Here is a 16,308-nt window from a genome sequence, read left to right as displayed (position 1 = left end):
TCAGAAAAGACGGAGCCGTGTCTTCGGTTCCGGTTCCATTTTGGGGTCACGGACACCGGGATCATCCGGCAGGCCGCCAAAGAAGGGTTTTGGTTCGGGGGCAGGAGGCAACGGTCGGGAGGCAGACGGTTCGGCGGCTTTTGCCTGCGCGGGCGCAGGAGTTACCGGACGCACGGCTTCGGCAATCGTTGCGGCCCGCTCCAGCTCGATGATGCGGTGGTCATTGACCACGCTTTCCGGCCGGGTTTCGCGCAGCGGCGGCAAGGTCTTCAGCGCCGTTTCAAGGGGGGCGGTCGAACCCTCCTCGACCGGTCCTTCCAGCTGACCGAAAGGCGCCTTCCATTCGAAGGCGTCGAGACGGCCGGTCACCGGCGAGACGGGAAGCCATTTGTCAGAGACGAAGCCATCGGCAACCCAGGCCGGATCGCGCGGTGCCTTCAGCGCCTGTGCCAGCCAATGGCGCATACGGCCCTGATCGCCGGTTTCGGCTTCCTCGATATCCGCAAGCAGAAGGAAGGCTGCTTCGCGCGGTTCGATACGGGCGGCGGCTTCCGCCTTGGCACGGGCCTTGGCAAATTCCTGCGCGTCGAGCGCCGCCTGAGCGACGATGAGGAGGGATTCCACATTATTCGGCCGCATACTCTCCAGCCGCTCGGCGCGCTTCAGCCGATCGAGCGTGGAGTCACCGCTTCGGGCGCGAACGTAGATGCGGCCGATCTCCGGATGCGGCCCGGCCTTCCATGTCTGTTCGAGAATGGAGGCTGCCTTGCGTATACCGCCTTCACGGAAAAGCGCCTTGGCGGCAATAAGCGCGGCGGGGACGAATTCGGCCGACAGTTTCAGCGCCTGCTGGGCATCGTCGCGCGCGCCGACGGGGTCGCTTTCCAGCTTGTCATCGGCGCGGGCGGTCAGAAGTACGGCATGCAGGCGGTTGGCTTCGGCCTTTTCGACGACCTTGGCGGCCTTTTGCTGTTCCAGCAGCCGGATGGCGTCATCCCAGCGACCGGACTGGCTGCGATATTCGAGCGTCGCCTGTGCGGCCCAAGGCAGGTAGGGCGCATTGTCGGCGGCTTTTTCCGCGTATTGACGAGCCGCTTCGTTGGCGCCGAGGCGCTTGGCCTCCAGGTAAAGACCGCGCAGGCCGAGTTCGCGTGTTTCGGGGTCATTGGCCATCGCCTCGAATTTGGAGCGGGCCTCGTCATAGCGGCCTTCGATGAGAGCGGCCTGTGCTTCCAGAAGATTGATCAGCGGTTCCTGATCGGCGCGGATGAGACCGCGTGAGCGGGCCGCCATCTTGCGGGCGAGCAGTGAGTTTCCCGCGCCGGCAGCGATGAGGCCGGTCGACAGCGCCTGATAGCCGCGATCGCGCTTGCGGGCACGGAAATAACGCGTCACCGAATGCGGCGAGGTCCAGATCAGGCGGACGAACCACCACGCCGCCATGACGGCGGCAATCAATGCGATGATGGCGCTTGCCGCAACGATCAGCTTGGTCTGGTAGATCTGACCCTCCCAGATCAGCGACAGATCGCCGGGGCGGTCGGCAAGCCAGGAGAAACCATAAGCAAGAACGAGGACGAGGAGCGCGAAGATAACCAGGCGGACCATACTCATCCTTCCTTGCCGGTGCCGGAAACGGCTTTGGAGAGAGCTCCGCCAACGAGATCTTCAACGCGGATGCGGGCTTCGAGCGACTGTTTGAAGGCGGCGGAAGCCTGTTTTGCCGTTGCGGGCAGGCTGTTCCATTCGGTGGCTGCACCGGGCAGATCACCGTTTTTCACCTTGTCCTCCATGCGTGCGGCGATCGCTTCGACACTTTCGCCTTCGACATTACCGACGGGACGGACCGACACCAGCGATTTGGCGCTCGACATCAGCCGGTCCGACCAGCTCTGGTTGGGATCAGGCTGGTTAACGGATTCGACGATGGCGGTGGCGACATCGGGAACCTGACGGATCAGTTCGGCGCGCGAGGGTACGCCGGTTTCGGCAAAGTTGCGCAGATCGGTCGCGGCCGGATCATCTGGCGCCACGCCGGCAAACGTATCGAGTTCGGCGATGAAGGGGCCGCCTCGGTCGATCGCGGCCTTGAGAGCCGCGGCGGCGATGGCGCGAGCAACGGCGACATCCTCGCGCGGTTCGTTCAGCTTCTTTTCGGCTTCGGCGAGGCGGCTGGAAATATCGGCGCCGTTTGAGGCCTGCTGCTCGGTAGTCTGCGCCAGGCTCGTCTTCAGCTGATCGATCTCAGCTGTCAAATCTGCAATCTTCTGGTTGAGCGCTTCGGCATCGGCCGAGCCGGTCGAGGTGCCGGGTGCCGGCGCCGGAGGGGCCGCTTCGAGAGCAGCGACGCGCTTTTCGAGCGCACTGCTATCGGCAGCCGGTGGTGGGTTGGCGGCAAGGCTCGCGACCGATTGTTTGAGGCCTTCGATCTCGCCGGAGAGATCCGCCAATTCGCCAGAGTTCGTCTGATGGGTCGAGGAGCTCGGCAAATAGCCGGCATACTGGATCGCGCCAGCGCCAAGCAGGGCGACGAGGCCGCCGAAGATGCCAGCGGCGATAAGACCCGAAGTGCCCGCACCCTTCTGAGGTGCTGGCCGCACAGCTTCGCTCGGGGGAGGCTCTTTGGCCGGCGGTTCTTCCTGTGCTCCTGCTGCTCGCTCGCTCTCATGTTCCGAAAGCGGCTCACCTCCGGCTTCCGCAGCCGCAACGGCTTCGATCACTGGCGCATCACCGGCTGCTTCCGCTGACGTTTCGGCAGGTTTTTCGGGGTCGTTCGCCGAGGCGAAGTCTTGCGCGTCCAAGTCGATCGTGACCGGTTCGTCGGAGCTCTTCGAGTGGCGTGGCGGATTTCCCGATACCATGAGGTCCTCATTATCCTGCATTGCAACGAAACTAGACAGGGATGACAATTAAGGGAAGAGGTTAGATCAAAATTGGGCGGCTAAAGCCTTCAAAGCAGCGACAAAAGGCTTTTTTCATCCGGCATTGGCGAAATCTCCAGGGCTCTCTTCAAGACCGATGGAACAGCTTCCGCAACAGTGTTGCTGAGACAAATGAGACGGATTTTCGGCAGCTGCAGAAAAAGGGACTCTACCTGCGGGATATGAAAGAAATTGCCAGCGGTCTGGCGGGAGTAAAAAAGAACCGCATCCGGAGCATTCTCTGTCAGGAGCGTCGTGACGGCTTCCGGGTTGGGTGCGGCGGGCTCCATCCGGTAACATTCGGCAATCGAGACGTTGTGCCCGAGCTCCGCCAGTCGCGTCTCGAAGGTCCCTGCGCGCGGATTGCCGGCGAGATAGAGAAGCTCTCCGGCGTTACTTGCAGCGATCTGTTCGGCAAGCTCACGGCCGCTGCCTGATGATGCGGTGACAGAACGGAAACCCAGCTTCCGTGCCTCGTCGGCTGTCGTTTCGCCAACGGCAAAAAGGCTGCGCGAAAGGTGAGGTGAAAGTGCCTCGCCCAAAGCCTGCAAGGTGCGCACCGCTTCGGCGCTCGTTATGGCAATTGACCCGGTTGATGTTTCCAGAGCCAGCCGAGCAGCTACCATGTCGTGGAGGGGATGGGCGAGCGGCAGCAGCAACGGCTCATGACCCAGCTCACGCAAACGTTGAGCGGTTCGCTCACCCGAATGTGCGGGACGGGTGACGAGTACACGCATGCGGACTAGCTCCAGTCCTCGAAGAAGTTGCTGCCAGCCCTTGCGCGGACGTCCTGTCCGGCGCGGGTGCCGAGTGCCGCTGCATCGCGGCGATGGCCGTCGATGGTGATCGCATGGTGGTGGCGGCCGTCAGGCGTGATGATGAGGCCTGAGAACCGTATCTGATCACCTTCGCAGACGGCATAGCCGCCGATCGGTGTCCGGCAGGAGCCGTCGAGGGCGCCAAGGAAGGCACGCTCGCAGGAGACCGTGTCGAAGGTCGGCGAATCGTTGATCGGCGCCAGCAGATCGTCGATCCTGTTGTCGCCAATGCGGCTTTCAAGACAGATCGCCCCTTGCGCCGGTGCGGGCGGAAAATTGTCGGGGTCGAGGATATCGGTAATGACGTCGACCTTGCCGAGACGCTTGAGGCCGGCGAGCGCCAGAAGCGTCGCGTCGACCTGGCCTTCCTGCAGCTTGCGCAGGCGCGTTTCCACGAGACCGCGGAAGGTGATGACGTTGATATCCGGCCGCATGCGGCGGATGAGCGCCTGACGGCGAAGCGAGGACGAGCCGACGGTTGCGCCATGTGGCAGGTCGATCAGCTTCGGCGCGGTACGGCCGACGACCGCGTCGCGGATGTCTTCGCGCGGCAGGTAGGCGGAGAGATAGAGACCTTCCGGTAGAATCGTCGGCATGTCCTTGCTGGAATGCACGGCGAAATCGAGATCGCCGGCGATGAGCTGCTGCTCCAGCTCTTCGGTGAAAAGTCCCTTGCCGCCGATCTCGGCCAGCGAACGGTCGGTGATACGATCGCCCTTGGTCGTCAACACGACGATTTCGAACATCTCCTCCGGCAGGTTATGGGCTGCCATCAGCCGGTCGCGGGCTTCGCGCGCCTGTGCGAGCGCCAGCGGGCTGCCGCGCGTGCCAATCCGGAAAGGTTTTGTTTGCATCCGCTTTGATCCGTTGTTACCGGAGTTCTCGTAAACAGGTTTAAACCCTATCGCAATCAACGAACAGGTTTCATGGCTCCCTTTCTGCGCATCCTCGGTATCGAGACAAGCTGTGACGAGACCGCTGCTGCCGTCGTCGAGCGCGATGCGGAAGGTCGCTCCAACGTACTGTCGGATGTCGTTCTTTCCCAGCTGGACGAGCATAGCGCCTATGGTGGCGTGGTGCCGGAGATTGCAGCGCGCGCCCATGTCGAAGCTCTGGATGAGCTGATCGACGAGGCTTTGAAGCGCGCCAATCTGTCGCTCTCGGATGTCGACGCGATTGCCGCAACGTCTGGCCCCGGCCTGATCGGCGGGCTGCTGGTCGGTCTGATGACCGGCAAGGCGATCGCCAAGGCGGCCGGCAAGCCGCTTTATGCCGTCAACCATCTGGAAGGCCACGCGCTGACGGCGCGGCTGACGGACGGACTTTCCTTCCCTTATCTGATGCTGCTCGTCTCCGGCGGTCACACGCAGCTCATCCTGGTGCGTGGCATCGGCGAGTACGAGCGCTGGGGCACGACAATCGACGATGCGTTGGGCGAAGCCTTCGACAAGACGGCAAAGCTGCTCGGCCTTCCCTATCCAGGGGGACCGGCGGTGGAGCGAATGGCGAAGTGCGGCAATGCCGATCGGTTCAAATTCCCGCGACCGCTGGTGGGCGAGGCGCGGCTCGATTTTTCGTTCTCCGGCCTTAAAACGGCCGTGCGACAGGCGGCAATTGGGATTGCGCCACTGACGGATCAGGATGTCGCCGATATCTGTGCCTCCTTCCAAAAAGCGATTTCCCGTACGATGAAGGATCGTGTCGGCCGCGGTCTGCATCGGTTCAAGGCGGAGTTTGCCGACCTCGCCGAAAAGCCGGCGTTGGTGGTGGCTGGTGGCGTCGCCGCCAATCTGGAAATCCGTAGCACGCTGCAGATGCTCTGCGATAAGAACGGCTTCCGCTTTATCGCGCCGCCGCTTCGGCTTTGCACCGACAATGCCGTGATGATCGCCTGGGCCGGGCTGGAACGTATGGCGAAGGGTGTTGCGCCTGACGATCTCGACGTGCAGCCGCGTTCGCGCTGGCCGCTCGATTCCAACGCAGCGACCAAGCTTGGCTCCGGAAAGCGGGGAGCCAAGGCATGAGCGAGCGCATCGCGGTCGTCGGATCGGGAGCTTTCGGCACGGCGCTCGCGGCCGTCATCGCGCTCACAGGGCGCAACTCGGTTATCCTCGTTGGCCGCAATCCGTCGCTGATCGAAGATCTCAAGACGGAGCGGCTGCATGATGCCGTTCTGCCTGGCATTGCGCTGCCGGAAACACTAGAATTTTCTGCCGAAGCCGACGTGATCGGCAATGCGGATATCGTACTCTTTGCCATGCCCTCGCAGGCGCAGGCAGATGCGGCGCGGAGCTATGGTCCTTATCTGGCTAAGGATGCTATCGTCGTCACCTGTGCGAAGGGTATCGAGCGGACAACCGGCGCGCTGCTGACCGATATGCTGGAGCGGGAACTGCCGGATCATCCGGTAGCCGTACTCTCCGGTCCGGGCTTTGCCGCCGATATCGCCAAGGGTTTACCGACGGCCATGGCGATTGCCGCTGCCGACATGCAGGTTGCCGAACGACTGGCGCAGGCGATTTCGAGCCGCACCTTCCGGCTTTATGCCTCGGTAGACCGCATCGGCGTGCAGCTTGGCGGCGCATTGAAGAATGTGCTGGCGATTGCCTGCGGCATCGTCGAAGGCGCTGGCATCGGCGATTCGGCGCGTGCGGCGCTGATTGCCCGCGGGCTTGCCGAGATGTCGCGCTTCATCGTCGCGAAGGGCGGCCATGCCGACACGGCGCGGGGGCTTTCCGGCCTCGGCGATCTGGTGCTGACGGCAACCAGCCATCAGTCGCGCAACCTGCGTTTCGGCATTGCGCTAGGGCGCGGCGAAAAGGTCGATCCGTCCCGTGGCGAGTTGGTGGAAGGGGCTTTCGCCGCGGCTGTCGCCTCGCGGCTTGCCAGGGAGCTTGGCGTCGAGATGCCGATCACCGATGCGGTTTCAGCGATCATCGAAGGCAAACTTGCCATATCCGAAGCCATCGAACAATTGATGACACGTCCAATTACGACCGAATAGGAGACAGACATGCTTTTCGCCCTCCTCTGCAAGGACAAGCCCGGCCATCTCGACGTGCGCATGGAAACGCGCCCAACCCATCTCGATTACCTCAACAAGCTGAATGCCGAAGGCAAGCTTGCCATGGCTGGTCCATTCCTCGATGCCGAAGGCAAGCCGAATGGCAGTCTCGTCATCGTTCATGCAGAAACGCTGGAAGAGGCCAACGCGTTCGGCGCTGCCGACCCTTATGCACTGGCTGGTCTCTTCGAAAACGTCGAAGTGAAGCCCTTCAACTGGGTCTTCAACAAGCCGGAGGCTTAAGGGGATGGCGCACTGGCTTTATAAATCCGAGCCTGCAGCATGGTCCTGGGAGCAGCAGAAGGCCGCCGGCGAGAAGGGCACCGAATGGACCGGCGTGCGCAACTACCTTGCGCGCAACAACATGCGGGCCATGCAGATCGGCGACAAGGGTTTCTTCTACCATTCCAATGACGGGTTGGAGATTGTCGGTATCGTCGAGGTCTGCGCGCTGTCGCATCCGGATTCGACGGCGAAGGGCGATGACCGCTGGGATTGCGTCGATATCCGCGCCGTCATAGATGTGCCGAAGCCGGTGACGCTGAAGGATATCAAGGCTAACGAAAAGCTGTCCAAGATGTCGCTGGTCACCTCGATGCGGCTTTCCGTGCAGCCGGTGACGGATGACGAGTGGGTCGAGGTCTGCCGCATGGGCGGTTTTGCCAACCCGCCGCGCTGAGCAGCTTTGAGAAGCTGAGCAGCTTTGAAAACCGAACCGGAAACCTTCGTCCGCGCCAATACCAGCCTGCTTGCGCCGCCGCATGTGCCGGAGATACGGCTGCATCTGGCGAGCGAAGCCCATGACCTCTGGCTGAAGACGGAAGAGGAGCTTGAGGCGATCGGCCTGCCGCCGCCGTTCTGGGCATTCGCCTGGGCGGGCGGGCAGGGGTTGGCGCGTTATGTTCTCGATCGTCCCGAAACCGTCAAAGGAAAGTGCGTCCTCGATTTCGCGAGCGGTTCGGGACTGGTAGGAATTGCCGCACGCAAGGCTGGCGCTGCCAAAGTGATGGCCGCCGATATCGATCCGTGGTCGCAGACGGTGGTGCGGCTGAATGCGGCCGTCAATTCCGTCTCGCTGGATTTCACCGGAGCCGATCTCATCGGACAGAATGTCGATGCGGATGTGGTTCTTGCCGGCGACGTTTTCTATGACAAATCCTTCGCCGGTGCGCTGGTGCCTTGGTTCGTGACGCTCGCTGCCGAGGGCAAGGATGTGCTGGTCGGCGATCCCGGACGGGCCTATCTTCCAAAGGACAGGCTGGAATTCTGCGCCGTCTACGAAGTGCCCGTCACCCGGGCGCTTGAAGACAGCGAGGTCAAGAAGACGACTGTCTGGCGGTTCAGGCCTTAAAGCGTATCGCGATCTGTCAGATTCGCCTGATACGCTTTAAGCTCTTGTTTTAGCATGTCGTTGTCGCAAAACCGCTGCACACTTTTGCGCGACCTGCTCTAGGGTCGGATGACGCAGACATTGGCCTCATAAGAGCAGGGATCATCGGCGATGCCGACATCGATGACCTTGGCCTTCGGGGCAAGGTTACGTTCCGGCGCAGCCAGACGATAGTACCCGTCGCCGCCGACATAGGTTCCGCCATCGGTCTGATAGGCATAGGATGATCCGGCGTAGAGGCCGCTGCTCCCGTAATTCGGATCATAGCTCTGGGGCTGGGCTGCAATGACAACGATGTTACTGCGGCCGTAGCGGCTTGTCCCCGGGTAGCTGAACGGCTTCAAAAACGGGGTAAGGGGGCGATAGCGGATGACGTTGTCGCGTCTGAAGTGCAGGCCACTGTCCCAGTGGGTGCGCCTGCCGAGGAAGACGCCGTCATTAAAACCGTTATGGCGCGGAAAGCGATGATCGAAGTTGCGTTCTCCGGCCGTGGCGGGAAGCGCTGCAAGCACCGCGACAAGGACCAGGGTGGCCTTGGACAGACTGCGAAACATGGACCAAACTCCGAAACGCTAACAAATCGTTAACGCCAGATTGCGCCAAAAGGCTGATCTTGTCCACGCCGGCATGCGGTCAGCTCAAAAATTGAGCGAAAGAGACGAGTTTTGCAGTGTTGAAAACTTCCCGGTAACGCGAATCGATTAAATTAAAAGCAGGCAGCAATTATGCTTGTCGTCAGGGGTTTCGGTGATTAAACGTCGAGATTGATGCAACGCACACAGAATTTTGTCATTCGTGTGGTTGACTCAGAAAAGCCCCTGACATCAAGGGCAAAGAGAAGACGCCGCGAGGTTCTGATGGCGAATGTAACAAACCGGCCCCTGTCGCCGCATCTGCAAATTTACAAGCCGATCCCCACCATGGTCATGTCGATCGTTCACCGCATTACCGGTGGCGCTCTCTATTTCGGCACGCTGCTGATTGCCTGGTGGCTGATCGCGGCCGCCACCGGCCTGGCCTATTATGACTGGGCCAACTGGGTGCTTGGCAGCATCATCGGCAAACTCGTCCTGCTCGGTTACACCTGGGCACTCCTTCACCACATGCTCGGCGGCTTCCGCCACTTCATGTGGGACCTCGGCTACGGCTTCGAGAAGGAATTCTCGACCAGGCTCGCCATCGCCAATATCATCGGATCGCTCTGTCTGACCGTGCTGGTCTGGGTGATCGGCTTCATCATTCGCTTCTGAAGGTCGCACTCATGGATATGCGCACTCCTCTGGGCAAGGTTCGCGGCCTCGGTTCCGCCAAGGACGGCACCGATCACTTCTGGCGTCAGCGCCTGACGGCCGTCGCCAACGTGCCCCTCATCATCTTTTTCGTCATCTTCATGATCGTCTATGCCGGTGCGCCTTATGCCGACGTGGTTCGCGCCCTCTCGAACCCGTTCGTTGCAGTCGTTATGGGCCTGATGGTCGTTTCCGGCGCGATCCACATGAAGCTCGGCATGCAGGTCATCATCGAAGACTATGTTCACGGCGAGATCGGCAAGCTGCTGCTCCTGATGCTGAACACCTTCTTCGCGGTTCTGATTGCCGGCCTCAGTCTCTTCGCCATTCTGAAAATCGCATTCGTAGGATAACCGTATCATGGCAACGTCTTCACCCGCTCAGAATGGGAAGGCCTACACCTATGTCGACCATTCCTATGACGTAATCGTCGTCGGCGCCGGCGGCGCCGGCCTGCGCGCCACGCTCGGCATGGCCGAACAGGGCTTCCGCACGGCCTGCATCACCAAGGTATTTCCGACCCGCTCGCATACGGTTGCGGCCCAGGGCGGCATCGCCGCCTCGCTGCAGAACATGACGCCGGATAGCTGGCAGTGGCACCTTTACGACACCGTCAAGGGTTCCGACTGGCTCGGCGACGTCGACGCCATGCAGTATCTGACCATGGAAGCGCCGAAAGCGGTCTATGAGCTGGAACATTACGGCGTGCCGTTCTCGCGCAACGAGGAAGGCAAGATTTATCAGCGCCCGTTTGGCGGCCACATGCAGAACTTCGGCGAAGGTCCCCCGGTGCAGCGCACCTGCGCCGTTGCCGACCGTACCGGCCACGCCATCCTGCACACGCTCTACGGCCAGTCGCTGCGCAACAATGCCGAATTCTTTGTCGAGTATTTCGCACTCGACCTCATCATGTCCGATGATGGCAGCCGCTGCACCGGCGTCGTCGCCTGGTGTCTCGACGACGGTACGATCCATCGCTTCGCCGCCAAGATGGTGGTGCTTGCGACCGGCGGTTACGGCCGCGCCTATTTCTCGGCAACCTCTGCCCATACCTGCACCGGTGACGGCGGCGGTATGATCGCGCGTGCGGGCCTGCCGCTGCAGGACATGGAATTCGTGCAGTTCCACCCGACCGGCATCTACGGTTCCGGCTGTCTGATTACCGAAGGTGCGCGCGGAGAAGGCGGCTATCTCGTCAATTCCGAAGGCGAGCGTTTCATGGAGCGCTACGCCCCATCGGCCAAGGACCTCGCCTCGCGCGACGTCGTTTCGCGCTGCATGACGCTGGAAATTCGCGAAGGCCGCGGCGTGGGCAAGAACAAGGATCACATCTTCCTGCATCTCGACCATCTCGATCCGGCCGTTCTGCACGAGCGTCTGCCGGGCATTTCCGAGAGCGCCAAAATCTTTGCCGGTGTCGATGTGACTCGCGAACCGATCCCGGTCCTGCCGACCGTCCATTACAATATGGGCGGCATTCCGACGAACTATTGGGGCGAGGTGCTCAATGCCGACAGCTCCAATCCGGAACGCATCATCCCCGGTCTGATGGCCGTCGGTGAGGCCGGCTGCGCCTCGGTTCACGGTGCAAACCGCCTTGGCTCCAACTCGCTGATCGACCTCGTGGTCTTCGGTCGCGCCGCTGCCATCCGTGCCGGTGAGATCATCGACCGCAACGAGCCGGTGCCGGCGCTGAACAAGGCTGCCTGCGACAAGATCATGGACCGTTTCGATGGTCTGCGTTACGCCGACGGCGGCACGCCGACGGCGGTGCTGCGCGAGAAGATGCAGCGCGCCATGCAGGAAGACGCAGCCGTGTTCCGCACTCAGGAATCGCTGGAATCCGGTTGCCGCCGTCTCTCAGAAATCTGGGGCGAGCTCAAGGACATCAAGGTCACCGACCGCTCGATGATCTGGAACTCCGACCTTGTCGAGACGCTGGAACTGCAGAACCTGATGGCAAACGCCATCACCACGATCTACGGCGCCGAAGCCCGCAAGGAAAGCCGCGGTTCGCATGCCCGCGAAGACTACACGTCAGGGGCCTTCGCAGGCCGTGACGACGTCAACTGGCGCAAGCACACGCTGGCCTGGGTGAACGAGGCGGGTGACGTGAAGCTGGACTACCGGCCTGTCCACACCGACCTCATCGCAGACGGCATCGATCCGCACAAGATCGAGCCGAAGGCCCGCGTATACTGATCAGAGGAACCTGACATGGTTGAACTCGCTCTCCCCAAGAATTCCCAGATGCGCGAAGGCAAGGTGTGGCCGAAGCCGGCGGGTGCCAAGAACCCCCGTGAGTTCCGCGTCTATCGCTGGAGCCCGGATGACGGCCAGAACCCGTCGATCGACACCTTCTACGTGGATGTCGACGATTGCGGGCCGATGGTTCTCGATGCGCTTCTCTACATCAAGAACAAGATCGATCCGACGCTGACGCTGCGCCGTTCCTGTCGTGAAGGCATCTGCGGTTCCTGCGCGATGAACATCGACGGCACGAATACGCTCGCCTGCACAAAGGGCATGGACGACATCAAGGGCACGGTGAAGATCTACCCGCTGCCGCATATGCCCGTGGTCAAGGATCTGGTTCCCGATCTCAGCAACTTCTACGCCCAGCACCGCTCGATCGAGCCCTGGCTGAAGACGGTTTCGCCGACGCCGGCCAAGGAATGGAAGCAGAGCCATGAGGATCGTCAGAAGCTCGACGGTCTCTATGAGTGCATTCTCTGCGCCTGCTGCTCGACCTCCTGTCCGAGCTACTGGTGGAACGGCGACCGCTATCTCGGCCCGGCCGTTCTGCTGCAGGCCTATCGCTGGCTGATCGACTCCAGAGACGAAGCGACCGGCGAACGACTCGACAATCTCGAGGATCCGTTCCGCCTCTATCGTTGCCACACGATCATGAACTGCGCGCAGACCTGCCCGAAGGGTCTGAACCCGGCCAAGGCGATCGCCGAAATCAAGAAGATGATGGTCGAGCGTCGCGTGTGAGCGTCGATATTTCCATTGGAATCGATGATTTCGATCCCGAGGCGGTCGCTGAAATTCGTTCGCGGCTCGCCTCGGTCAAACAGCAGGGCATCCGTATCGGTTTTGCAATCGAAAGCGGCAGCCGCGCCTGGGGCTTTCCGTCGCCCGACAGCGATTATGATTGCCGTTTCGTCTATGTCCGCCCGGTCTCGGACCACATCGGGCTGGCCTTGCATCGCGATGTGATCGAGTTTCCGATCGTCGGTGATATAGACACGGGCGGTTGGGACCTACGCAAAGCCCTGCTCCTTGCCCTCAAGGGTAACGCTGTTCTCGTCGAATGGACAAAATCGCCCATCGCCTACGAAGAAGAGCCTGGATTTCGCGATCGTCTCTCCGAGGTGCTGGACGAGATCATGGTGCCGCAAAAGGTTGCGCTTCATTATATCGGTCTCCTGCGCCGCCACTGGCAGGCCCATGGAGATGGGCCGATCAAGCTCAAGAAGCTGCTATATGCGATCCGCCCGGCAATCGCGCTCGAACGGATGCGCACGACTGATTTTCGGAAGTTGCCGCCAATGAACATGATGAAAGGTCTGGCTGCGGTCAGCATCGATCACGAACTGCGCAAGGCAATCCATGATCTGGTGATGGTCAAAAGCCAAACTCGCGAGATGGGCGAGGGCATGCCGCCGGAGCGTATTCGGTCCTTTCTTGCGGCATCAATTGAGCGCTATGTAGATCTTGCCGAGCGTATCGAACCTGATCAGGAAGCAGAGAGTCGGGCACATCACCGTGCTGACATATTTTATCAGCAAGAAGTCCAGCGAGCGATTGGTTGAATTGCGCCGGTCTCGCCATAGGTGTCACGAAGGCGTTTTAGGTTTGTGCTGACTTGATTAACCAAAGTGAAATACGGTAATTCGAACCTCTAATCGAAATATCTCTGCGGTTGAGGCGGACATTCGGGAGCTTGATGATGCAGTTGCGATATGTGGTGACGGGTTTAACGGCCGCTCTGGCCTTGGCAGGATGCCAGCGCACCTCATATGATTACAGCAGTAACAGTGCGCCTCCGCCGCTGACCGCACAGCCGGTACCCTCGGTGCAGGGCGGCCAGCTTCCGCCGCCGACCGGGCAGTTTCCTGCCGCCCCGACCTCGACGGCGCCGACGGTGGGTGTCCAGCCTGGCGGCGCTGCACCCACTGCCGCCATGGATGTCACCAAGGAATCGATGGTCGGCAGCTGGCGTGTCAACGGCAGCTGTGACATGTTCCTGACGCTTACCAATCTCGGCAGCGGTTCGCGCGGCGGTACACGCGGTTGCGTTGGCGAGCTGACGGCCATGGGCTCCTGGGAAGTTTCCGGCAAGCAGGTTCTGCTCAAGGACCGCAGCGGCAACCAGATCGGTTCCGTCTACAAGGTTGCCGACAACAGCTTCAATGGCCAGACCTCGACCGGGCAGCCGATCACCCTCAGCCGGTAAGATAATCCGGCGGGGTTCCGCCGGTTACGCATAGGCGGACAAGCCCTCATGCAGCCAATGCCAGACTATTCGCTCAGCGTCACCGAGCAGCTCAAATCGCTGACCGCTTCGGGGACGTTGCAGGTCGATTCCGCGCAGATGGACGTGGCCAAGTGCCTCGATCGGGTGCTCGCTTCCCTCAAGCAGAAACGGCCGGCGGCCAAAAGCAGCGCGCTCGGCTGGTTGTTCGCATCCAAGAAGAAGTCCGAGGCCGGTATCAGGGGTCTCTATATCCATGGCAGCGTCGGACGCGGCAAGACGATGCTAATGGACATGTTCTTCGCGATGGCGCCCTGCCGGAAAAAGCGACGCGCGCATTTCCACGAATTCATGGCCGATGTGCACAATCGCATCGCCGCCCACCGGCAGAAGCTGAAGAACGGCGAGACGAAACAGGCCGATCCGATACCGCCGGTTGCCTCCGCGCTTTTCGAGGAGGCGGAACTGCTCTGCTTCGACGAATTCACGGTCACCGACATCGCCGATGCGATGATCCTGTCGCGGCTGTTTTCCGAGCTTTTCGCTCGCGGTTGTGTGCTGGTGGCAACCTCGAATGTCGAGCCCGACAATCTCTACAAGGATGGCCTCAATCGCGGGCTCTTCCTGCCCTTCGTCACGCTGCTCAAAAAGCATGTCGAGATCGTCACGCTCGATTCTCCGACTGACTATCGGATGGAGAAGCTGAACAGTCAGCCGATCTATCTCGTTCCGATCGACGAGCTCACCGACATGGCGATGGATGCCTCATGGACGCAGGCGCTGCATGGCCGCAAGGCGCAGCCGGTGGAGATCCCCATGAAGGGCCGGGCAATCCATGTACCACTCGCTGCCGACCGGATGGCGCGTTTCTCCTTCGCCGATCTCTGCGATAAGCCGTTGGGTGCAGCCGATTTTCTGGCCATCTCCGAACGCTTCGATACGATCTTTCTGGATCACGTTCCGCTACTCGGTCCGGAAAAGCGAAACCAGATCAAGCGCTTCATCATTCTGATCGACACGCTCTACGATCACGGCATCCGTCTTTACGTTTCCGCCGCTGCCATGCCCGAAGATCTGCTCGTCGAAAGACGCGGCACCGAAGGCTTTGAATTCGATCGCACGGCATCCCGTCTTTTTGAGATGAGAAGTGCTGAATATCTCGCGGCGCATCACGAACGGCGGGCTGCCGAGTAACACTTTGGTGACAACTTATCTTACGTTTACGTAAGAATTTTAATATCTAAACGATTGAAATTGCTGCACCAAAAATAATGCATTGCCATTTTTTGGCTTTAGGTCTATGCGATTGCGGCATTGGGCGATGCCCGCGCGTCGCCCGACGGATTTTGATCGCAAAGGAAAAGCGAAATGGCGCGTAACAAGATCGCACTCATCGGTTCTGGCATGATTGGTGGCACGCTGGCGCATCTGGCCGGCCTGAAGGAGCTGGGCGACATCGTCCTCTTCGACATTGCTGACGGCATCCCCCAGGGCAAGGGCCTCGACATCGCACAGTCCTCCCCGGTCGAAGGCTTCGACGCCAACCTGACAGGCGCCAGCGACTACTCCGCGATCGAAGGTGCTGACGTCTGCATCGTCACCGCCGGCGTTCCGCGCAAGCCGGGCATGAGCCGTGATGACCTTCTCGGCATCAACCTCAAGGTCATGGAGCAGGTCGGCGCCGGCATCAAGAAATATGCCCCGAACGCTTTCGTCATCTGCATCACCAACCCGCTCGACGCCATGGTCTGGGCGCTGCAGAAGTTCTCCGGCCTTCCGGCCAACAAGGTCGTCGGCATGGCCGGCGTTCTCGACTCCTCGCGCTTCCGTCTTTTCCTCGCCAAGGAATTCAACGTTTCCGTTCAGGACGTCACGGCTTTCGTTCTCGGTGGCCACGGCGACACGATGGGGCCGCTCGCTCGTTACTCGACGGTTGGCGGCATTCCGCTGACCGACCTCGTCACCATGGGCTGGGTCACCAAGGAGCGCCTCGAAGAGATCATCCAGCGCACCCGTGACGGCGGTGCCGAAATCGTCGGCCTGCTGAAGACCGGTTCGGCTTACTACGCTCCGGCGGCTTCAGCGATCGAAATGGCTGAAGCCTACCTCAAGGACAAGAAGCGCGTTCTGCCCTGCGCTGCCCACCTGACCGGCCAGTACGGCGTCAAGGACATGTATGTCGGCGTTCCCACCGTCATCGGTGCCGGCGGCGTCGAGCGCATCATCGAGATCGATCTCAACAAGACCGAGAAGGAAGCCTTCGACAAGTCCGTCGGCGCCGTTGCCGGTCTCTGCGAAGCCTGCATCAACATCGCGCCCGCGCTCAAGTAATTGGTGCGCTGAAGC

Annotated in this window: 18 protein-coding genes; 13 read left to right on the top strand and 5 right to left on the bottom strand. The window is 60.9% G+C overall.

Annotation, left to right across the window (positions count from 1 at the left end):
* The 4 genes from KQ933_RS18385 to hemC form a co-directional block, all read right to left on the bottom strand.
* A complete protein-coding gene (locus KQ933_RS18385) occupies positions 1 to 1,608 on the bottom strand; it encodes a heme biosynthesis protein HemY (protein WP_216756190.1) in 1,608 nt (535 codons plus the stop codon).
* Positions 1,609 to 1,610: 2 nt separating this feature from the next.
* The gene (locus tag KQ933_RS18380; RefSeq protein WP_216756189.1) at positions 1,611 to 2,882 is read right to left on the bottom strand and encodes a COG4223 family protein; all 1,272 of its coding nucleotides are present in this window, start codon (positions 2,880 to 2,882) and stop codon (positions 1,611 to 1,613) included.
* 68 nt (positions 2,883 to 2,950) lie between these two features.
* Positions 2,951 to 3,658 carry a uroporphyrinogen-III synthase gene (locus KQ933_RS18375; protein ID WP_216756188.1) on the bottom strand — a complete coding sequence of 236 codons (708 nt, stop codon included), beginning with the start codon at positions 3,656 to 3,658 and terminating at the stop codon, positions 2,951 to 2,953.
* Between the two features lie 5 nt (positions 3,659 to 3,663).
* Complete coding sequence (gene hemC, locus KQ933_RS18370) at positions 3,664 to 4,593, bottom strand: hydroxymethylbilane synthase (RefSeq protein WP_216756187.1); 930 nt, start codon at positions 4,591 to 4,593, stop codon at positions 3,664 to 3,666.
* Positions 4,594 to 4,665: 72 nt separating this feature from the next.
* Between hemC and tsaD the strand changes: the two genes are divergently transcribed.
* From tsaD to KQ933_RS18345, 5 genes are read left to right on the top strand one after another with little or no spacing between them, the layout of a single operon-like run.
* The gene (tsaD, locus tag KQ933_RS18365) at positions 4,666 to 5,763 is read left to right on the top strand and encodes a tRNA (adenosine(37)-N6)-threonylcarbamoyltransferase complex transferase subunit TsaD (protein ID WP_216756186.1); all 1,098 of its coding nucleotides are present in this window, start codon (positions 4,666 to 4,668) and stop codon (positions 5,761 to 5,763) included.
* On the top strand, positions 5,760 to 6,743 hold the full coding sequence (locus tag KQ933_RS18360) for an NAD(P)H-dependent glycerol-3-phosphate dehydrogenase (RefSeq protein WP_216756185.1): 984 nt from the start codon (positions 5,760 to 5,762) through the stop codon (positions 6,741 to 6,743). Before tsaD ends, KQ933_RS18360 begins: the two co-directional genes overlap by 4 nt.
* A 9-nt stretch (positions 6,744 to 6,752) precedes the next feature.
* Positions 6,753 to 7,046 carry a YciI-like protein gene (locus KQ933_RS18355; protein ID WP_216756184.1) on the top strand — a complete coding sequence of 98 codons (294 nt, stop codon included), beginning with the start codon at positions 6,753 to 6,755 and terminating at the stop codon, positions 7,044 to 7,046.
* 4 nt (positions 7,047 to 7,050) lie between these two features.
* Positions 7,051 to 7,482 (top strand): EVE domain-containing protein, encoded by a 432-nt coding sequence (locus KQ933_RS18350; protein WP_216756183.1) that lies wholly within the window; start codon positions 7,051 to 7,053, stop codon positions 7,480 to 7,482.
* Positions 7,483 to 7,506: 24 nt separating this feature from the next.
* Positions 7,507 to 8,154 (top strand): methyltransferase, encoded by a 648-nt coding sequence (locus KQ933_RS18345; protein WP_216756182.1) that lies wholly within the window; start codon positions 7,507 to 7,509, stop codon positions 8,152 to 8,154.
* Positions 8,155 to 8,252: 98 nt separating this feature from the next.
* Here the strand turns inward: KQ933_RS18345 and KQ933_RS18340 are convergent, their stop codons facing one another.
* Positions 8,253 to 8,747 (bottom strand): hypothetical protein, encoded by a 495-nt coding sequence (locus tag KQ933_RS18340; protein WP_216756181.1) that lies wholly within the window; start codon positions 8,745 to 8,747, stop codon positions 8,253 to 8,255.
* A 303-nt stretch (positions 8,748 to 9,050) separates the two neighbouring features.
* On the opposite strand from KQ933_RS18340, the gene sdhC reads away from it, so the two are divergent.
* The 8 genes from sdhC to mdh all read left to right on the top strand — a co-directional run bounded on the left by sdhC (position 9,051) and on the right by mdh (position 16,293).
* The gene (sdhC, locus tag KQ933_RS18335) at positions 9,051 to 9,443 is read left to right on the top strand and encodes a succinate dehydrogenase, cytochrome b556 subunit (RefSeq protein WP_216756180.1); all 393 of its coding nucleotides are present in this window, start codon (positions 9,051 to 9,053) and stop codon (positions 9,441 to 9,443) included.
* A gap of 11 nt (positions 9,444 to 9,454) precedes the next feature.
* Complete coding sequence (gene sdhD, locus KQ933_RS18330; RefSeq protein ID WP_216756179.1) at positions 9,455 to 9,835, top strand: succinate dehydrogenase, hydrophobic membrane anchor protein; 381 nt, start codon at positions 9,455 to 9,457, stop codon at positions 9,833 to 9,835.
* Positions 9,836 to 9,842: 7 nt separating this feature from the next.
* A complete protein-coding gene (sdhA, locus tag KQ933_RS18325; protein ID WP_216756178.1) occupies positions 9,843 to 11,684 on the top strand; it encodes a succinate dehydrogenase flavoprotein subunit in 1,842 nt (613 codons plus the stop codon).
* 15 nt (positions 11,685 to 11,699) lie between these two features.
* The gene (locus tag KQ933_RS18320) at positions 11,700 to 12,479 is read left to right on the top strand and encodes a succinate dehydrogenase iron-sulfur subunit (protein WP_216756177.1); all 780 of its coding nucleotides are present in this window, start codon (positions 11,700 to 11,702) and stop codon (positions 12,477 to 12,479) included.
* On the top strand, positions 12,476 to 13,300 hold the full coding sequence (locus KQ933_RS18315; protein ID WP_253958252.1) for a nucleotidyltransferase domain-containing protein: 825 nt from the start codon (positions 12,476 to 12,478) through the stop codon (positions 13,298 to 13,300). The genes KQ933_RS18320 and KQ933_RS18315 overlap by 4 nt, the downstream gene beginning before the upstream one ends.
* 137 nt (positions 13,301 to 13,437) lie before the next feature.
* Complete coding sequence (locus KQ933_RS18310; RefSeq protein ID WP_216758947.1) at positions 13,438 to 13,944, top strand: protease inhibitor Inh/omp19 family protein; 507 nt, start codon at positions 13,438 to 13,440, stop codon at positions 13,942 to 13,944.
* Between the two features lie 48 nt (positions 13,945 to 13,992).
* On the top strand, positions 13,993 to 15,156 hold the full coding sequence (gene zapE / locus KQ933_RS18305; protein WP_216756176.1) for a cell division protein ZapE: 1,164 nt from the start codon (positions 13,993 to 13,995) through the stop codon (positions 15,154 to 15,156).
* 174 nt (positions 15,157 to 15,330) lie between these two features.
* Positions 15,331 to 16,293 carry a malate dehydrogenase gene (gene mdh, locus KQ933_RS18300; RefSeq protein WP_216756175.1) on the top strand — a complete coding sequence of 321 codons (963 nt, stop codon included), beginning with the start codon at positions 15,331 to 15,333 and terminating at the stop codon, positions 16,291 to 16,293.
* Positions 16,294 to 16,308 lie beyond the last annotated feature (15 nt).

This window comes from Rhizobium sp. WYJ-E13 (assembly GCF_018987265.1).
GTDB lineage: Bacteria > Pseudomonadota > Alphaproteobacteria > Rhizobiales > Rhizobiaceae > Rhizobium.
This window is presented reverse-complemented; position numbering and strand designations above follow the sequence as displayed.

What these genes read in the sequence shown, in the direction of transcription:
- KQ933_RS18385 (WP_216756190.1), bottom strand. Translation starts at nt 1,608, where the DNA reads ATGGTCCGCCTGGTTATCTTCGCGCTCCTCGTCCTCGTTCTTGCTTAT.
- KQ933_RS18380 (WP_216756189.1), bottom strand. Translation starts at nt 2,882, where the DNA reads ATGCAGGATAATGAGGACCTCATGGTATCGGGAAATCCGCCACGCCAC.
- KQ933_RS18375 (WP_216756188.1), bottom strand. Translation starts at nt 3,658, where the DNA reads ATGCGTGTACTCGTCACCCGTCCCGCACATTCGGGTGAGCGAACCGCT.
- hemC (WP_216756187.1), bottom strand. Translation starts at nt 4,593, where the DNA reads ATGCAAACAAAACCTTTCCGGATTGGCACGCGCGGCAGCCCGCTGGCG.
- tsaD (WP_216756186.1), top strand. Translation starts at nt 4,666, where the DNA reads ATGGCTCCCTTTCTGCGCATCCTCGGTATCGAGACAAGCTGTGACGAG.
- KQ933_RS18360 (WP_216756185.1), top strand. Translation starts at nt 5,760, where the DNA reads ATGAGCGAGCGCATCGCGGTCGTCGGATCGGGAGCTTTCGGCACGGCG.
- KQ933_RS18355 (WP_216756184.1), top strand. Translation starts at nt 6,753, where the DNA reads ATGCTTTTCGCCCTCCTCTGCAAGGACAAGCCCGGCCATCTCGACGTG.
- KQ933_RS18350 (WP_216756183.1), top strand. Translation starts at nt 7,051, where the DNA reads ATGGCGCACTGGCTTTATAAATCCGAGCCTGCAGCATGGTCCTGGGAG.
- KQ933_RS18340 (WP_216756181.1), bottom strand. Translation starts at nt 8,747, where the DNA reads ATGTTTCGCAGTCTGTCCAAGGCCACCCTGGTCCTTGTCGCGGTGCTT.
- sdhC (WP_216756180.1), top strand. Translation starts at nt 9,051, where the DNA reads ATGGCGAATGTAACAAACCGGCCCCTGTCGCCGCATCTGCAAATTTAC.
- sdhD (WP_216756179.1), top strand. Translation starts at nt 9,455, where the DNA reads ATGGATATGCGCACTCCTCTGGGCAAGGTTCGCGGCCTCGGTTCCGCC.
- sdhA (WP_216756178.1), top strand. Translation starts at nt 9,843, where the DNA reads ATGGCAACGTCTTCACCCGCTCAGAATGGGAAGGCCTACACCTATGTC.
- KQ933_RS18320 (WP_216756177.1), top strand. Translation starts at nt 11,700, where the DNA reads ATGGTTGAACTCGCTCTCCCCAAGAATTCCCAGATGCGCGAAGGCAAG.
- KQ933_RS18310 (WP_216758947.1), top strand. Translation starts at nt 13,438, where the DNA reads ATGCAGTTGCGATATGTGGTGACGGGTTTAACGGCCGCTCTGGCCTTG.
- zapE (WP_216756176.1), top strand. Translation starts at nt 13,993, where the DNA reads ATGCAGCCAATGCCAGACTATTCGCTCAGCGTCACCGAGCAGCTCAAA.
- mdh (WP_216756175.1), top strand. Translation starts at nt 15,331, where the DNA reads ATGGCGCGTAACAAGATCGCACTCATCGGTTCTGGCATGATTGGTGGC.